This is a genomic window from Shewanella psychromarinicola, from assembly GCF_003855155.1.
GTDB lineage: Bacteria > Pseudomonadota > Gammaproteobacteria > Enterobacterales > Shewanellaceae > Shewanella > Shewanella psychromarinicola.
In genome coordinates this window covers 240,938-256,025 of record NZ_CP034073.1, presented here as the reverse complement: position 1 = coordinate 256,025, position 15,088 = coordinate 240,938, and the positions used below count along the sequence as shown (strand labels likewise).

Here is a 15,088-nt window from a genome sequence, read left to right as displayed (position 1 = left end):
AATGTGACCTCATCGATTCAACACAATTTTGGCAAGCAGTACCATGACAGCTTGCCACAACTAGGACATAGCCTTGCCCAGTTATTGCAATTTTTTGGGGCGAAGCGGCTCTATGGTGTGGGTGGCGATTTTGTCGCCAACCTTATTAATGCACTTGAGCCGAGCCTTACTGTGCTGCCCTCAAGTAATGAGATGCACGCAGGCTTTAGCGCATGTGCTCAAGCCGAGGTAGCAGGCCTTGGTGTCTGCCTTACAACATACACAGTCGGCAGCTTACCCTGTATTTCTGCCGCGGCCCTAGCCCGCACCGAAGGCTTACCTGTTATTTTTATATCCGGTGCTCCTGGGGAGAATGAAATCGCCCAGCATTCCTTGCACCATACTGTGCATCCTCATACCGCGTGGAATACGGATCTCAATGCTGCCCTCAATGCGTTTAAAGCCCTAGGTATTCGCGCAGAGCGACTACAAGGACAGCGTCATACTGGTCAGCCTAATATTGCCGCTGAGCAATGCTTAGCATTAATGACTCATGCTTATTTACATCGCCAACCTGTGTATATCGAGATCCCCAGGGATCTGGTGCAGCAACCGACCCAAGCCTTGTCTTTACCCCCAAGTCTGGATTCTCTCCAAGGACAACACCTTAATTTGAGCGGCGCTGAACTTATCGCCGCGAACATACTCGATAAGCTGAGCAAATCTAAGGCTCCCTTACTGTTTCTTGGGGAAAAGTTGCGCCTTAATCCCGATCTATTGGCAAGATTGGTCAAGCTATGTCATCAGTTGCAACTACCCTATGCCGTCACTTGGTTTGCCAAGGGTATGGTCGATGAAAGTGATCCTCTCTGTCTTGGCTGCTATAACGGCGTATTCAGCCACACCCCAGGTAAAATCTACATTGAAACCATCGCCGATTATGTGTTGGAAATAGGCACAGCTATTTTTCCATCCGACACCAACAATGCCTTTGGCAGCCAGACTCATGCCATAGACAAGCACCAGAATAAGACGATGTTAAAGGGCACTGCTCACCGGGAGCAAGACATCATCGCCGTCGTCACCCTGCTAGAGTTGGGGCTGCAGCACAGGCTAGAAGCCACAACAAAACAACCTCAACTATCACCGCAGGCTGCGCCGCAAGATGCTGTTGCCGTTATGGGAGAAAACATTGAAGCCCAGCAGAGCCTAAGCTATGCCAATTTGGCAAAGGTGATCAATGTAGCTCAAGCCACTTTGCCTCAGCCCTATGTATTTATTCCTGAAATAGGCAATGCCTTCTTCGCCAGCTTCGAGCTTAATACCTTAAGCACTGAACTTGGACGCAGTTTTTTGGCCAATCCTTGGTATGCCGCCATGGGCACAAGCCTTCCCTATGCCAGAGCGGTAGCCGATGAACTCGCTTACATTGGCAGTCAAGTGCCTATTTTGGTTATCACAGGTGATGGCGGGTTTAATTTTCAGGCTAATGAGTTGATTAATTTGCAGAAACAGCATGCCAATGTCACGATACTTTACATGCGAAACAATGTGTTTCATTTAGGCAAAGCAGGCAATGCGCCCATATATCACTGCAATGCAGAAGGTTTTGATCCTAAGTTGTTGATCCAAGCTTACGGCGGGCAGGGCCATTATTGTCAGACTCAGGCACAGCTGATACAGACCCTACAACAAACAGCCACAGGCGGGCTGCATTTGATCGAAATCCCCACATCTGTAGAAACTCAATGCCAGAGTGATATCAGCCGTAAACTGAATAGCTATATTGGTTTTAAAAATGGCGACCCTGTTGCTAGCGCCCAATGGCAGGCGCTTTGCGATCAGGCATAGTGGCAGTAAAATAGCGCCAGATGAGTGGGCGGCAGGGTGACTCTGATTAGGTACAAATAATTACTGTGCCTCTGCCGCTTTAATCGTTAATCGCTCTTGATTAGATAAACGGATTTGAATCCCATCAACGGTGGTAATCCGCTTGGCTTCAATATCTTTTTTACGTACTTTGTAGCTTGTGGTCATCGCTTCAATGGGTGATGTAATCGTCACTTCAACCACGGTGTTTTCGTCATACAGACTCCAACCCCAATAGCCAGTTGAGGCTAACATCGACACTGCAATCATAGCGTAAATAATCACCCGACTAAAAAATGGCGAGCTTTGTTCCTCTGCTATTGCAGCACTGCGACTCGCTTTACTGCCCCGGCCACTGCGTAAATATACAATAGCGCCAACGATTACTAATATCGTGACTAGAATTTGTGTCAGCACTTCGTTTCCCACCAATCATTAATTAACCATGATTATACTGTGTTTTGATTATTTTAACGTTATCCAGCACACATCAAGAGTGATCATGGTGCGATAACTAATTGCTAGAGAATCGTCACAGTATAAACGCTTATTTTTGCTTCAACTCCCGTTCCTTTCTCGCTGTTGGCGATGAGAAAAATGGTGGGTATTAAGCGACTATTATGTAAAAGGCAACCACAAAAGAGCAAGCGATCCATACCTGGAATTAACCTCTTTGAATGAATATGACTTTTCATTTTTATATTAAAACACCGTTGAGATAGAGTCAGCTAGATTAAAATAGTCGATCTAAAATAGCGCCATAAATATGTTTTTCAAATGGTCGTTTGCTGATGGGCAACAAATCAAAGTCTGTCTACCAAGATATTTTTCGCTATGTTATTGGTTAAATAGATGATCGGCCTTATAGCTGACGCTTAATGACCTTATCCGCTGCTATCGTCTGAAGAAAAAAGTCACTAACAAGGTGAACAAATATTAACATTATTTACCGATGCCATCCAAATGAGCGGCTAATGCTTGAGACATCACCTCGATCTTAAAAACCATCCATGTGACTTAACTCGTGTATTTTACAAATGTTAAATATTTGGCGATTAAATTAGCTAATCATCACATCAATGTCGTGCTGACTGATTAATAATCGCCTCACTTATTTAATTGACTGCGTTTAATGTATCACCATGACTGTAAAAGAAATTATTGATGAAGAAATCACGTATCCGTCAGATTATAAAATTCTTTCAACAACAGATCTAGACAGTATCATTACCCATGTTAATGATGACTTTGTTACTGTTTGTGGCTACCAAAAAGAAGAATTAATCAACAAGCCACATAATATTGTCCGCCATCCTGATATGCCTAAAGCCGCATTTGCTGACCTCTGGGATACTATTAAGCAAGGACAAAGCTGGATGGGGCTAGTGAAGAACCGTTGCAAAAATGGCAAATACTATTGGGTTAACGCCTATGTCACCCCCATTAAACGCAACGGTACTATTTGTGAATACCAGTCGGTTAGAACTCAACCTGAAGTTGAGCTCACTGAACGTGCTCAAGCCTGTTATGATGCGGTCAATGCTGGCAAAGCAGCCAAGCCAAAGTTTGGCGCCAGTATTATCACTAAACTGCTATTGGGCTGGTTGTTTTCAGTAGGGTTATTCATGTCCTTACCTTACGCCAGTGCTTTCTTCACTATGTTAACCTTTATTATCGCCATTATATGTTTTTGTCGACCGCTTTATGTTCTTAAACAGCGTTTTGATAACATACTTATTTTGAGTAAAAAAATACATGATAATCCACTCAATCAATTTGTTTACACGGGTTATACCGATGAGCTTTCTCACATAGAATTAAGCCTACGGATGCAAAAAGCAGAAATACTTGCCGTGGTCGGACGTATCAAAGACAGTGGTGAAGAACTCCAGCAAGGTTTAGAAGAGCATCAACAACAAAATCAAGCCAATCAGAGCCAGTTGGTTGAGCAATCACAAAATTTAGAACAAGTCGTTACAGCCATTGGGCAAATGAACGCTTCTGTTACTGACATTGCCCAAAACACCAGTAACTCAACGGCAGAAATCCATCAATTAGTGGAACAAATACAGGCAACTAAGGTGGCATTAGTTAACAGTAAAACCGCCACAACTGAAATTAATAGCTTACTCGAAGAGTCGCGTGTTGCTATTTCTACCCTGAATCAACAATGCCAAAGCGTGAATCAAGCCGTCGATGTGATAGAAAGTATTGCGCAGCAAACAAACTTACTGGCGCTTAATGCGGCCATTGAAGCCGCGCGCGCTGGAGAGACGGGCAGAGGATTTGCAGTGGTCGCCGATGAAGTGCGTAACTTGGCAAGCCGCTCAGCAACGTCTGCTCTTGAAATACACGCTATTATCAATACACTCAGTCACACGACTGCAGAGGCTGTAGCGCAAATGGATCAAAGTCATTTGTTAATAGACAAGAGCATTGACTCCAGTAACATGCTTGAGCAAAGCCTGATTTCTGTCAGTGAAGTGATGAACATTATCGAGGGTAATGGAGAGCAAATTTCAGTTGCTGCTGAAGAACAAGCCACTGTCGTTAATCAAATTTATAATAATGCGATGGCATTACAAGCTGGTATCAATCAATTCGAACAAAATTGCCATAATGCTGCAATACATAGCCAAGAAATTAGTGGTCAAGGTGTTCGCCAAACAGAGTTGGTGTCACAGTTTAATTAGACGTTTTGAACGTCAATATTAATTCGATATAGATTGAGCATAATAATCCTACCTTATACATGGCCAACGCCGTTGGCTCTGCAATATTCCTTATGTCATTGCATACCGCCGTGTGGCATTACAATTAGCCACCTAGGTTGAGCGATTTGCGATGACTTGGGGAATGTCGACCTACTTGGCATACATCCTTTTCAAGCTATCGCCGTTTGTTTCTATTGTATCTTTGTTGTTGCTTTGATCGTTTTTTGAGCCGTAAACCTCAGAGGATTAACTCGCTTTATCGCGACACCATAAGCGCGTGAGCATGCTTTTGCAGTCGATGTCATCGAATGAAAATCACACTATTATACAATACTCATTAACTATATTGCCTGCTATGCTCAAGTGATATTGATATAAATAACCTCTGCTCGGGTTATAGAGATAAAATAAATTATCTATTTATCTGTCATATCAAGCTCATCATTTGTTCTGTTAACGAGGTGCAATGACACGTTAATAACGCGTCAATAGCGTGCTACTGCGAGTCAGTAAAATGCAGTGAACGAGAAAATAGCTGGTTGATAACCGTTTATTATCTTGAGTTGAGGTTAAATAAATGGGGTTTATGATGAAAGTATTGAATCGCTACAGTGCATTGCCTGCTATGGACGGTGATGGTGTTAACATCAATCGTATTGCCGATTTCGATAAGCTTCGTTTTGACCCCTATTTAATGATGGATGAAATAAAGTCTGATAACGAGCAAGATTTTATTGGTGGTTTTCCGCCTCATCCTCATCGCGGCATAGAAACCTTTACCTATATCCGTACAGGTGGCTTTGAACATCGCGATCAAATGGGCAATGTTAAGCCTATTCGTGCCGGAGACGTGCAGTGGATGAGTACTGGCAGTGGTGTGGTGCATTCTGAAATGCCATTAGCGGATGCTAAAAAAGGGCTGCATGGGTTTCAAATTTGGCTCAATATGCCAGCAAAACATAAAATGCGTCCGCCCATTTATCAAGACACCAGCAAGCAGGCTAATCCGTGTATAGATAACGAACACGGCGCAAAACTTGTTGCCTTGGCGGGGAGCTGGGGCTTTAATCATGACCCACATGAAATTAGCTCAAGTATTCAAGGTTTAGCCGGCCATGGTGCTATTGCCGATTTAACCTTAGCTGAGTATGGCCATGGCACACTTAATCTTGCAGAATACCAAACGGTGTGTGCTTATGTGTATCAAGGTGAACTTAACTATGTTGATGCACAAGGTCTGCGAGAAACGGCCAGAGCAGGACAGTTTTTGGTATTAGATCCACATGACGTTAGTCATTTTCAAACGGAATCGACAGGTGCAGGATTATTGTTGCTTGCGGGAAAACCTATAAATGAAGAAATTGTTTATATGGGGCCGTTTGTGATGAATAGTCAAGCTGAGATAGAGCAAGCAGTACTCGATTATCAGCAAGGTCTTTTTGAGCAAATTTTCTAGGATTGCGCTCAACATAAGCTGAGTTATGGGTAAATATTTGTCAGCGAACGGGCAATAAAATTGCTACAATAGCTGATATCTGGCTTAGGTTTGTTTTAACACCTTTGCTAACACCAATCTTATTTATTATCTGTTCCTTCTGGCAAGATAAATCGTTCGCATATTGCGGTAAGCACTTTTCATATAGCTCCATTCTATATGCTAATTTTGTTTCGCTATTAAATGATTGTTTTTGCGCGATAATGGCTCATTTATGTAATGGTATTGGTATTTTTTTGCAGCATTTGTCTGCTTTTTTACCTTTCGATATCAGAGGATATTTGCCTTGAGTCAGTCTACAGAACAGGCCGTTAACACGGCTTTCGCATCACTTAATTTAAAACCTGAATTGCTTGAAAACCTCCACACTATGGGTTTTGAATCGATGACTCAGATCCAAGCTGAAAGTTTACCGCCTATTTTGGCTGGTGAAGATGTCATTGGCCAAGCGATGACAGGTTCTGGTAAAACCGCAGCCTTTGGTTTGGGGCTACTCAATAAGCTGGATGTAAAACGTTTTCGCATTCAAACTATGGTGTTATGTCCAACGCGCGAATTAGCCGACCAAGTGGCGAAAGACATTCGTACCTTGGCCCGTGGTATTCATAACGTTAAAGTATTAACACTTTGTGGCGGCGTACCTATGGGACCGCAAGTTGGTTCATTAGAGCACGGTGCGCATATTATTGTCGGTACACCGGGTCGTATTGTTGATCATTTAGATCGCAACCGTTTAGATTTAAGTAACATGAACATGCTTATTTTAGATGAAGCAGATCGCATGTTAGAAATGGGCTTCCAACAGCACATTGACCAAATCATTGCTGCCGCACCTCGTGAGCGTCAAACGTTACTGTTTAGCGCCACGTTCCCTGATCAGATCCAAGCGATTGCCGATCAAATTCTGTATAAACCGGTAATGGTTAAAGTGGAAGCTAAGCACGATAACCTAACTATCGATCAACATTTTTATCGTATCGAAGATAACCAGGGCCGTCTTGAAGCATTGCGTTTATTGTTATTAGATAAGCAGCCTGAAAGCGCAGTAGTGTTTTGTAATACCAAGCGTGAAACCCAACAAGTAGCTGACTCACTACATGAATTTGGCTTTAGTGTATTAGCATTACATGGCGATTTAGAGCAGCGCGATCGCGATCAAATGTTATTGCAGTTTGCTAACCGTAGTGCACGTATTTTAGTGGCCACCGACGTTGCGGCGCGTGGATTGGATATTGATGAGTTAGACGCAGTATTTAACTATCATATTGCTTACGATACTGAAGTGCATATTCACCGTATAGGCCGTACTGGCCGAGCTGGCAGTTCAGGGGCCGCATATACTTTGTTTGGTGAAGAAGACGGTTACAAAATGGCGATGATTGAAGAAGCCATGAACAAAGACGTAGTCAGTGAGCCTTTACCTGCAATGAGCGTACTCAACAAGCAGCCATTAGCGGCTGCGATGATCACCATTCAGATTGAAGGGGGTAAAAAGCAAAAAATCCGTCCAGGTGACATTGTTGGGGCATTAACGGGTGGCAATGGTTTAGATTTTAACGATATAGGTAAAATCAAAGTGACTGACTTTCGCGCTTACGTTGCAGTAAAAAGCAATGTGTCTAAACAAGCGATGAATATCATCAGTAAAGGTAAGTTAAAAGGCCGTAATTACCGCGCTTGGTTTATGTGACCAATTAATGTGTAATCGGTCAATTTATAGTCGATTGATGATGCCTGAATAATAAAAAACCGGTGAACAATGTTCACCGGTTTTTTTATGCTTTATCGCTAGTTAGCTTTTTACTTTAGCATTGGCATAAGGATTACTGCTTGTCGATGTTACTGGTGCAGTACCACTTCGACGTGGCGGACGTGAACGTTGTGGTGGTTTATTACCATTGGCTCTAGCTTCTGCCTTAGGATCAGCAGGGTTAGCGTTATTGTCGTGGCCACGTGATTGCTGGCGTGAGTCAAACTTACGCGCTGGCTTATCACCTTGAGCACCATCATTAGCATGTTGCTGAGCATGTTTACTGCGGTTCGGGTTTGGCTTTCTCGCTTGAGTGCTTTTTGAGCTGCCACTTGATTTGAGGTTAGGTTCAGGAATTGTGAACGGTGCTTCAAAACCATCAAGCTGCTTACGCTCAATGACGCGATTAGTTAAGCGCTCAATATCATGCAGTAACTTAACTTCTTCTAAGCCAACTAATGATACCGCTTGACCTGTTGAACCTGCACGGCCTGTACGGCCAATACGATGTACATAATCTTCAGGTACATTGGGCAAGTCAAAGTTCACAACACATGGCAGTTGATCTATGTCGATACCGCGAGCGGCAATGTCGGTTGCGACCATCACTTGTACTGCGCCAGCTTTAAAATCAGCCAAAGCCTTTGTGCGTGCGGTTTGGCTTTTATTACCATGAATCGCTGCAGCTTTAATGTTGGCGGCATCTAAACTCTTGGCCAAACGGTTGGCGCCATGTTTGGTGCGCGAAAAGACCAATACTTGCTTCCAATCATTGGTTTTAATCAGTTCGATTAGTGCCATTGATTTTCGTGTTTTATCCAATGGGTACACACATTGTGTCACCGAGGCGGCGGTAGCGTTGCGAGGCGTTACTGAAATTTCTACCGGATTGTTAACCAAACCTTTAGCCAGTTCACGAATTTCATTCGAAAAAGTCGCTGAAAACATCAGGTTTTGACGCTTAGCAGGTAACATCGATAATACTTTTTTAATGTCACGAATAAAGCCCATGTCTAGCATGCGGTCTGCTTCATCTAACACGAGAATTTCTAATTTGCTGAAGCTAAGGGCTTTTTGCTGGCATAAGTCGAGTAAACGGCCAGGGGTGGCGACTAAAATGTCGACCCCATTTCTGAGCGCAGCTAATTGTGGCACGATAGACACACCACCAAATACCACGGCTGATTTTAACGGTAAGTTGACGCCATAAGTGGCGACGCTTTCTTGTACTTGTGCTGCAAGTTCACGTGTTGGTGTTAACACGAGCGCACGGACTTGACCACGTTGCGCGCGTTCACCTTTAGACAACAATTCTAAAATTGGCAGGGTAAAACCAGCTGTTTTTCCTGTCCCAGTTTGTGCCGCTGCCATTACATCTTGGCCCGCTAAAACGGCTGGAATTGCTTGTGCTTGAATTGGAGTGGGGGTGTCGTAACCTTGTTTTTCAACCGCTTTTAAAATAGCAGCATTCAGACCAAGTGAGGAAAAACTCATAGAAAAATCTCTTTGGGCAACGCATTGTTGCTTTGAATAAAAGGTAGCCAGTAACGGCGGCCGTGAAGCTTACCTGAAAACCGCTATAAGTGCTATCAAATCCCTTAGTGGGCGATGATGTATCCTCTTGGGTTGCAATCAATAATGGGCGATTTAATCGTTCAAATACAGAGGTTATTATCCCAAATACAGCGGTTGAATGAAATCGTGTTAATCTTAAGACTTGCAACAGTGCTAAACGTCGACTTATTACATACAATAAAACGATAAGCTGTTTTCTAATGCAATATTCAGCGACTTAGCAGGGTTTTACTAAGCTGATCTCGGGTTAATATATGGGGTAAGTAAGCTAAAATCAGAACATTTCAGCTAATTTATCGCTAATTTGCCATGTGTTTTGCTAATAAAGAGGATTGACGCTTCAACAGCGACTCAATTGCAAGTCAATACAACGCAGTTAGCAGGGGAAGGGTTGTTTGATAACCGTTTATTATCCCGAGCTGAGGTTACTTAACTTAGGAGTCTCTTACTGATGAAATTAACGGCACAAACACACATAGAGAAAATGGCGTATGAGCTGCGAGATCATGCTCATGCCGTGATCAAGAATGTGTTGTTAATGTCTAATATTTCAACCTTATCACTCCAACTCGCTATGCGTGAGCTAGCGCAACATAGTCGAGTCGCTTTGCATTTTCATCCCGATCAAATTGATAACCGCGGCCTCACCGTTGTTGATGGGTTATTGCGTGATGGTGTGTATAAAAGTCAGTTTGAAACTCATGTTTCTAATGGCCACTTATCGCCAGAATTAGGCGGGTCTCGCGACCATTGGGAAAACCAATTATTTGGTCACACTTATTCTGGTATTAAGCATCGGCCTAAATATGGTGCGTTAGATTTTGGTTTATGTCCGCTAGGCCCAGCGCCTCGCTTTGGCAGTTGTTATTTTGTCACCCATCCTCAAATATTGTCGCGATGTACCTTTAGTTACCTGGACTCTTATCGATTGCCCAAAGAAAAGGGCACCATAAAGTGTTTTGATGCGATTATAGCGGCATTATTAAGTGAAAGTTTTGAACGTCAATATGCGTTGGGCATTCCAGGGCTTAAACCGAGTAAGCTAATTGAACATTTTAGTCAGCATTTAACCGATGATATCAGCCGCCGCTTTGACGCTATGCCAAGCGCTAATTTAGATCATTATATTGAAGCCCAAATTCACGGTGATGTGATGCTGGAGGAAGATGTCGCCATATTAGTCGCGGATCCGTCATTTATGGGGAGCGCCATAGGGGATTCATTAATCGCCTTGTGTAACGAATACGAAATTGAATTGCATTGGCATAAAGGGCGTCAAATTAATGTGGCGCAAGTACCGGATGATTTTCGTGGTGCTGCCATGCCTATTTTGGCACAAAGTATTGCTGAAAATGAGTTGATCAATGCAGAAATTATTGGCCGTGCGGCATACCAATTACAAAAACAACCTGCTTCTTGGAGTGAGCGGGGAGCACATTCTAAAAAACGACAAGACTTAAAGTTACTCTGGCACGTGTTGGTTAAATACGGTGAGAGTACCACTCAGTAAAGAGTGTTATCGATGCTAAACTGATATTAGCCTATCGCCTCCCTCTGTGTTCTGTTCATCAATTAGCTTGGTTATACGATTCATCATTATTATGCTGAGCAATGTGATATTGGCTTGGGATAAACTAGGCTATTTTCACAAGAGGTACTTTACTGAATGCGATATGTTTCGAGAAGATATTTAAGGTAATTGATATTGTTACTAAATTTAATTATTAAATCAGGCTTTATTAGCAAAATGTGAATCAGATATCATTTACACCGTTTTAAGTGTTAACTAGATGCCAGTACTGCGATACTGCGTGATAAAAGTGGTCATCAATAACTGCGCCGGAGCTTCATGGACAAGTCGTTAGAAAAGTCATTAGCAAAATGGCTTAAAAACCAACAATCTTCTTGTGGTATTTTCCTTAAATTATCTGTGTTATGTGGGGTGTTAAATGGCATTGCCATTGTGGGACAGGCCTATTTTATTGCCCAGATTTTGCAGGGTGTCATTATTGATAACCTCGTACCTGGCGCATTAAGCAATGAATTCTATGCACTTATTGGCTTGTTATTGATACGAGCCTTGTTAGCCCAAGTGCGTGAACGGCTTAGTTTTGAGGCTGGAAAACGTTTACGCGAAGATATACGTCAAGCTGTGCTTAATAAGTTAGTGGCACTGGGTCCGGTGTTTATTAAAGGTAAACCTGCTGGAGCATGGGCAACCTTAGTGTTTGAGCAGGTTGAAGATTTACATGACTTTTATGCTAAATACTTACCGCAGATGATGTTAGCGGGGTTTATTCCTTTGCTGATCTTAGCGTGTGTGTTTCCGCTTAATTGGGCTGCAGGGATCATTTTGTTGGCCACTGCGCCTTTAATTCCAATGTTTATGATTTTAGTTGGCATGGGTGCGGCAGATGCTAACCGTAAAAATATGCAGGCGTTGTCGCGTTTAAGCGGCCACTTTATGGATCGGCTAAAAGGACTGCAAACGTTAAAGCTGTTTAATCGCGGCGCCGCGGAGTTAGTCAATATTGAACAGGCTTCAGAAGACTTTCGCGCCCGCACTATGTCGGTATTACGTTTAGCCTTTCTCAGTTCAGCGGTATTAGAGTTCTTTGCCGCAGTGTCGATTGCGGTATTGGCGGTGTATTTTGGCTTTAGTTACTTAGGTCATCTCGACTTTGGTCATTATGGCGTGCAGGTGAGTTTGTTTACCGGTATGTTTGTGTTGATTTTAGCGCCAGAATTTTATCAACCGCTTCGCGACTTAGGCACCCATTATCACGCCAAAGCTCAAGCCATTGGCGCAGCAGAAGCGCTAGTTGAGCTGCTTGATTACCAAGTCAGCACAGTGGCTATCGATTCAATACCACAAAATAATACATTCTCTGCCGATAGCATAGGTATCCAAGCCATTGGGACTGAAGTGTTTAGTTTAGATGGTCAGCGTTTAGTTGGGCCTGTTTCATTTACGTTACCCGCAGGTGAACACTGGGCCATTGTGGGTCCAAGTGGCGCGGGAAAAACCAGTTTGCTGAATGCATTATTGGGGTTTTTACCTTATCAGGGATCATTGCTGATTAATGGTCATGAATTATCGCACCTTAATGTGGCGCAATGGCGTCAGCATCTGGCTTGGTTAGGCCAAGATCCGCAATTATTCCATGGCACCGTTAGAGAAAATGTTGCTTTGGCCAACCCGCAATTAAACGATGAGCAGATTATGGCGTTGCTTGAACAGGCCAACATCAGTGAGTTTGTGTTACAGCATCCATTAGGGCTCGATTTAATCATCAGCGATCAAAGCGCGGGTGTGTCGGTAGGCCAAGCTCAGCGTTTTGCTTTGGCTCGTGCGTTGGCACAACCGGCGAAGTTATTTTTATTAGATGAACCAACAGCCAGTTTAGATGCCCAAAGTGAGCAGTCTGTGATGGCCACGTTGCAGCGCGCAATGCAGTCGACAACGGGATTAACCGTGACCCATAAATTAGATGATTTACACACGATGAATTGCGTCTTGGTCATGGACAAAGGAAGGGTCGTACAACAAGGCCATGTTAATGATTTACAACAGGTTGATGGGTTATTGTCGCAAATGCGCAATCAACAACAGAATCAACAACAGGAGGTGTGCTGATGTCACAATCCGTTGACGCGAAACCGCGCAGTATCATCCAGGTATTACGCCCTTTTGTTGCTTTGTTTCGCCGCCAGTGGCTGATGATGTTAGTGGGGCTCTTGCTCACATCGACGACATTACTGACGGGCATTGGCTTATTGTCATTATCGGGCTGGTTTTTATCTGCCAGTGCAGTAGCAGGCTTAGCGGTGGTTACCGCGCAGACGTTTAACTATTTCACCCCCGCCGGAGGTGTGCGATTTTTCTCCATCGCTCGTACTGCAAGCCGTTACGGTGAGCGGTTAGCAACCCATGAAGCGACCTTTAAATTATTGACGCAACTGCGTGTTTGGGCATGGAAGAAGTTACTGCCGTTAAGCGCGGCTAACTTGCAAGGTCTGCGAAGAGGTGACTTACTCAATCGTTTGGTTGCCGATATTGATACCTTAGATCATCTCTATTTACGCTTACTCACGCCAATGGCCGCATCTTTGATGATGATTGGTGTATTGTTGGCGTTTCTCGGTTGGTTTGATAACCATTTAGCCTTGAGTTTATGCACTCTGTTATTAGCCGCTTGGTTTATCTTACCGCTAGTATTTTATTACTTAGGTAAGGCGCCTGGGCAAGTATTAATGCAGGCGCAAAGGCAATATCGAGTTGAGTTACTTGATGTTATTCAGGGGCAGGCCGAGTTAAGTTTATTTGGCGCTAATAAGCGCTATTTGGCTCAACTTGAACAAGCGCAGCACAGTTTATTTAGTCAGCAAACCACCATGGCCAATATTACCGGGCTAAGCCAAGCATTATTGATATTAATCAATGGCAGTGCGGTCGTCTCTATGCTGTATTTAGCGGGCCAAAGTGTCGGTGATCTCTCGCCGCCAGGGCCGTTAATGGCATTAATGGTGTTCGCCACTATGGCCAGTCTTGAAATGATGATGCCGATAGCCGGTGCATTCCAACATTTATCAAGCACGGTACTGGCTGCGCGGCGGGTGACGGAAATAACCGAGCAAACACCGAGTGTGGTATTTAATCCTGATAGTCACTTACAAGCCCATCACGGAGCTTTGCAGATCAGTGGCGTTCACTTTGGTTATCACGCGCACTCTCCGGTGTTACAAGGCCTTGGCTTAACCATTAAAGCCGGTGAAAAGGTGGCTATTTTAGGTCCTACTGGTTGTGGTAAATCAAGCTTATTGGGACTGATCACCCGTGACTGGGCGGCGCAGCAGGGGTCCATTACGCTTGATGGTCAACCAATAAGTGACTACAGCGATGCCAATCTTCGTGCTGCGATGACTGTGGTTAGTCAACGTATTTACCTGTTTTCAGGTACTTTACGTGACAATTTAGCGTTAGCGTTGCCGTATCTGCACGGTGAGGCCCAAAAAGAACATGATCAACGTTTTATTGAAGTGTTACAGCAAGTGGGTCTGCAAACCTTGTTGCAAGGCGATAAACCATTAGATTGTTGGATCGGTGAGGGCGGCCGACAATTATCCGGTGGCGAGCAGCGCAGAATTGGCGTTGCTCGGGCATTATTGCGTGATGCTCCTTTGCTGCTGTTAGATGAACCTACTGAAGGACTCGATAAACGTACCGAGCGTGAAATCCTCAACGTCTTACTCGATTTTGCCCAGCACAAAACCCTGCTAATGATCAGCCATCGCTTGACCGCGTTAGAACAAATGGATTCGGTGTACCTTTTTCAGCAAGGACGGTTAATTCAACAATTGGCTGATTAACGTCTCTGGCTAACGATATAGAATATCAGCGGTTCGCCATTTTAATGCGACATCATTAATGGGCGTAAGTTGGCCTTTAATGAAGTGGCTTTCGGCTATTTTTGTTAATAATTATTAGTAAATCGCCGCGGAAATGACGTCGAAATGTAAAAACCTTTTTGACTTTAAAATTACACAAATTGCATCATATTGGTCAATAAATTGATTTGGTTCACACATTTGGTATTCGGTTATGTTGAAAAATTACAGTTCTCACTCGGACTGTGATCTTTGTTGTTATATTAGTAGTTGCAAACATATAATATTAGCTATCGAATATTTTTAGATGGTGAATGT

General features: G+C 43.5%; 9 protein-coding genes. 7 read left to right on the top strand and 2 right to left on the bottom strand.

The genetic code is table 11. The features are described from left to right. The first annotated feature begins 3 nt into the window (after positions 1-3). Positions 4-1,830, top strand: coding sequence for a thiamine pyrophosphate-binding protein (locus tag EGC80_RS01035; RefSeq protein ID WP_124013493.1), 1,827 nt, complete (start codon positions 4-6; stop codon positions 1,828-1,830). A gap of 60 nt (positions 1,831-1,890) precedes the next feature. On the opposite strand, the gene EGC80_RS01030 is transcribed toward EGC80_RS01035, so the two are convergent. Further along, positions 1,891-2,265: a hypothetical protein gene (locus EGC80_RS01030; protein WP_101034746.1), complete on the bottom strand. Its 375-nt coding sequence runs from the start codon at positions 2,263-2,265 to the stop codon at positions 1,891-1,893. Between the two features lie 725 nt (positions 2,266-2,990). On the opposite strand from EGC80_RS01030, the gene EGC80_RS01025 reads away from it, so the two are divergent. The 3 genes from EGC80_RS01025 to dbpA all read left to right on the top strand — a co-directional run bounded on the left by EGC80_RS01025 (position 2,991) and on the right by dbpA (position 7,747). After that, positions 2,991-4,541 carry a methyl-accepting chemotaxis protein gene (locus tag EGC80_RS01025; protein WP_124013494.1) on the top strand — a complete coding sequence of 517 codons (1,551 nt, stop codon included), beginning with the start codon at positions 2,991-2,993 and terminating at the stop codon, positions 4,539-4,541. A 610-nt stretch (positions 4,542-5,151) separates the two neighbouring features. Beyond that, on the top strand, positions 5,152-6,018 hold the full coding sequence (locus tag EGC80_RS01020) for a pirin family protein (RefSeq protein ID WP_124013536.1): 867 nt from the start codon (positions 5,152-5,154) through the stop codon (positions 6,016-6,018). 325 nt (positions 6,019-6,343) lie between these two features. Next, positions 6,344-7,747, top strand: a complete 1,404-nt coding sequence (gene dbpA, locus EGC80_RS01015; RefSeq protein WP_124013495.1) for an ATP-dependent RNA helicase DbpA — start codon at positions 6,344-6,346, stop codon at positions 7,745-7,747. Between the two features lie 102 nt (positions 7,748-7,849). Here the strand turns inward: dbpA and EGC80_RS01010 are convergent, their stop codons facing one another. Next, positions 7,850-9,301 (bottom strand): DEAD/DEAH box helicase, encoded by a 1,452-nt coding sequence (locus EGC80_RS01010; RefSeq protein WP_124013496.1) that lies wholly within the window; start codon positions 9,299-9,301, stop codon positions 7,850-7,852. A gap of 532 nt (positions 9,302-9,833) precedes the next feature. Here EGC80_RS01010 and EGC80_RS01005 point away from each other — a divergent pair. The 3 genes from EGC80_RS01005 to cydC all read left to right on the top strand — a co-directional run bounded on the left by EGC80_RS01005 (position 9,834) and on the right by cydC (position 14,752). Beyond that, entirely contained in the window at positions 9,834-10,892 is a 1,059-nt protein-coding gene (locus EGC80_RS01005) for a DUF3626 domain-containing protein (RefSeq protein WP_101032819.1), read from the top strand. Between the two features lie 339 nt (positions 10,893-11,231). Next, positions 11,232-13,019, top strand: coding sequence for a heme ABC transporter permease/ATP-binding protein CydD (gene cydD, locus EGC80_RS01000; protein WP_101032818.1), 1,788 nt, complete (start codon positions 11,232-11,234; stop codon positions 13,017-13,019). A 35-nt stretch (positions 13,020-13,054) separates the two neighbouring features. Then, the gene (gene cydC / locus EGC80_RS00995; protein ID WP_124013537.1) at positions 13,055-14,752 is read left to right on the top strand and encodes a heme ABC transporter ATP-binding protein/permease CydC; all 1,698 of its coding nucleotides are present in this window, start codon (positions 13,055-13,057) and stop codon (positions 14,750-14,752) included. The last annotated feature ends 336 nt before the right edge of the window (positions 14,753-15,088 follow it).

What these genes read in the sequence shown, in the direction of transcription:
- EGC80_RS01020 (WP_124013536.1), top strand. Translation starts at nt 5,152, where the DNA reads ATGAAAGTATTGAATCGCTACAGTGCATTGCCTGCTATGGACGGTGAT.
- EGC80_RS01005 (WP_101032819.1), top strand. Translation starts at nt 9,834, where the DNA reads ATGAAATTAACGGCACAAACACACATAGAGAAAATGGCGTATGAGCTG.
- EGC80_RS01025 (WP_124013494.1), top strand. Translation starts at nt 2,991, where the DNA reads ATGACTGTAAAAGAAATTATTGATGAAGAAATCACGTATCCGTCAGAT.
- cydD (WP_101032818.1), top strand. Translation starts at nt 11,232, where the DNA reads ATGGACAAGTCGTTAGAAAAGTCATTAGCAAAATGGCTTAAAAACCAA.
- EGC80_RS01010 (WP_124013496.1), bottom strand. Translation starts at nt 9,301, where the DNA reads ATGAGTTTTTCCTCACTTGGTCTGAATGCTGCTATTTTAAAAGCGGTT.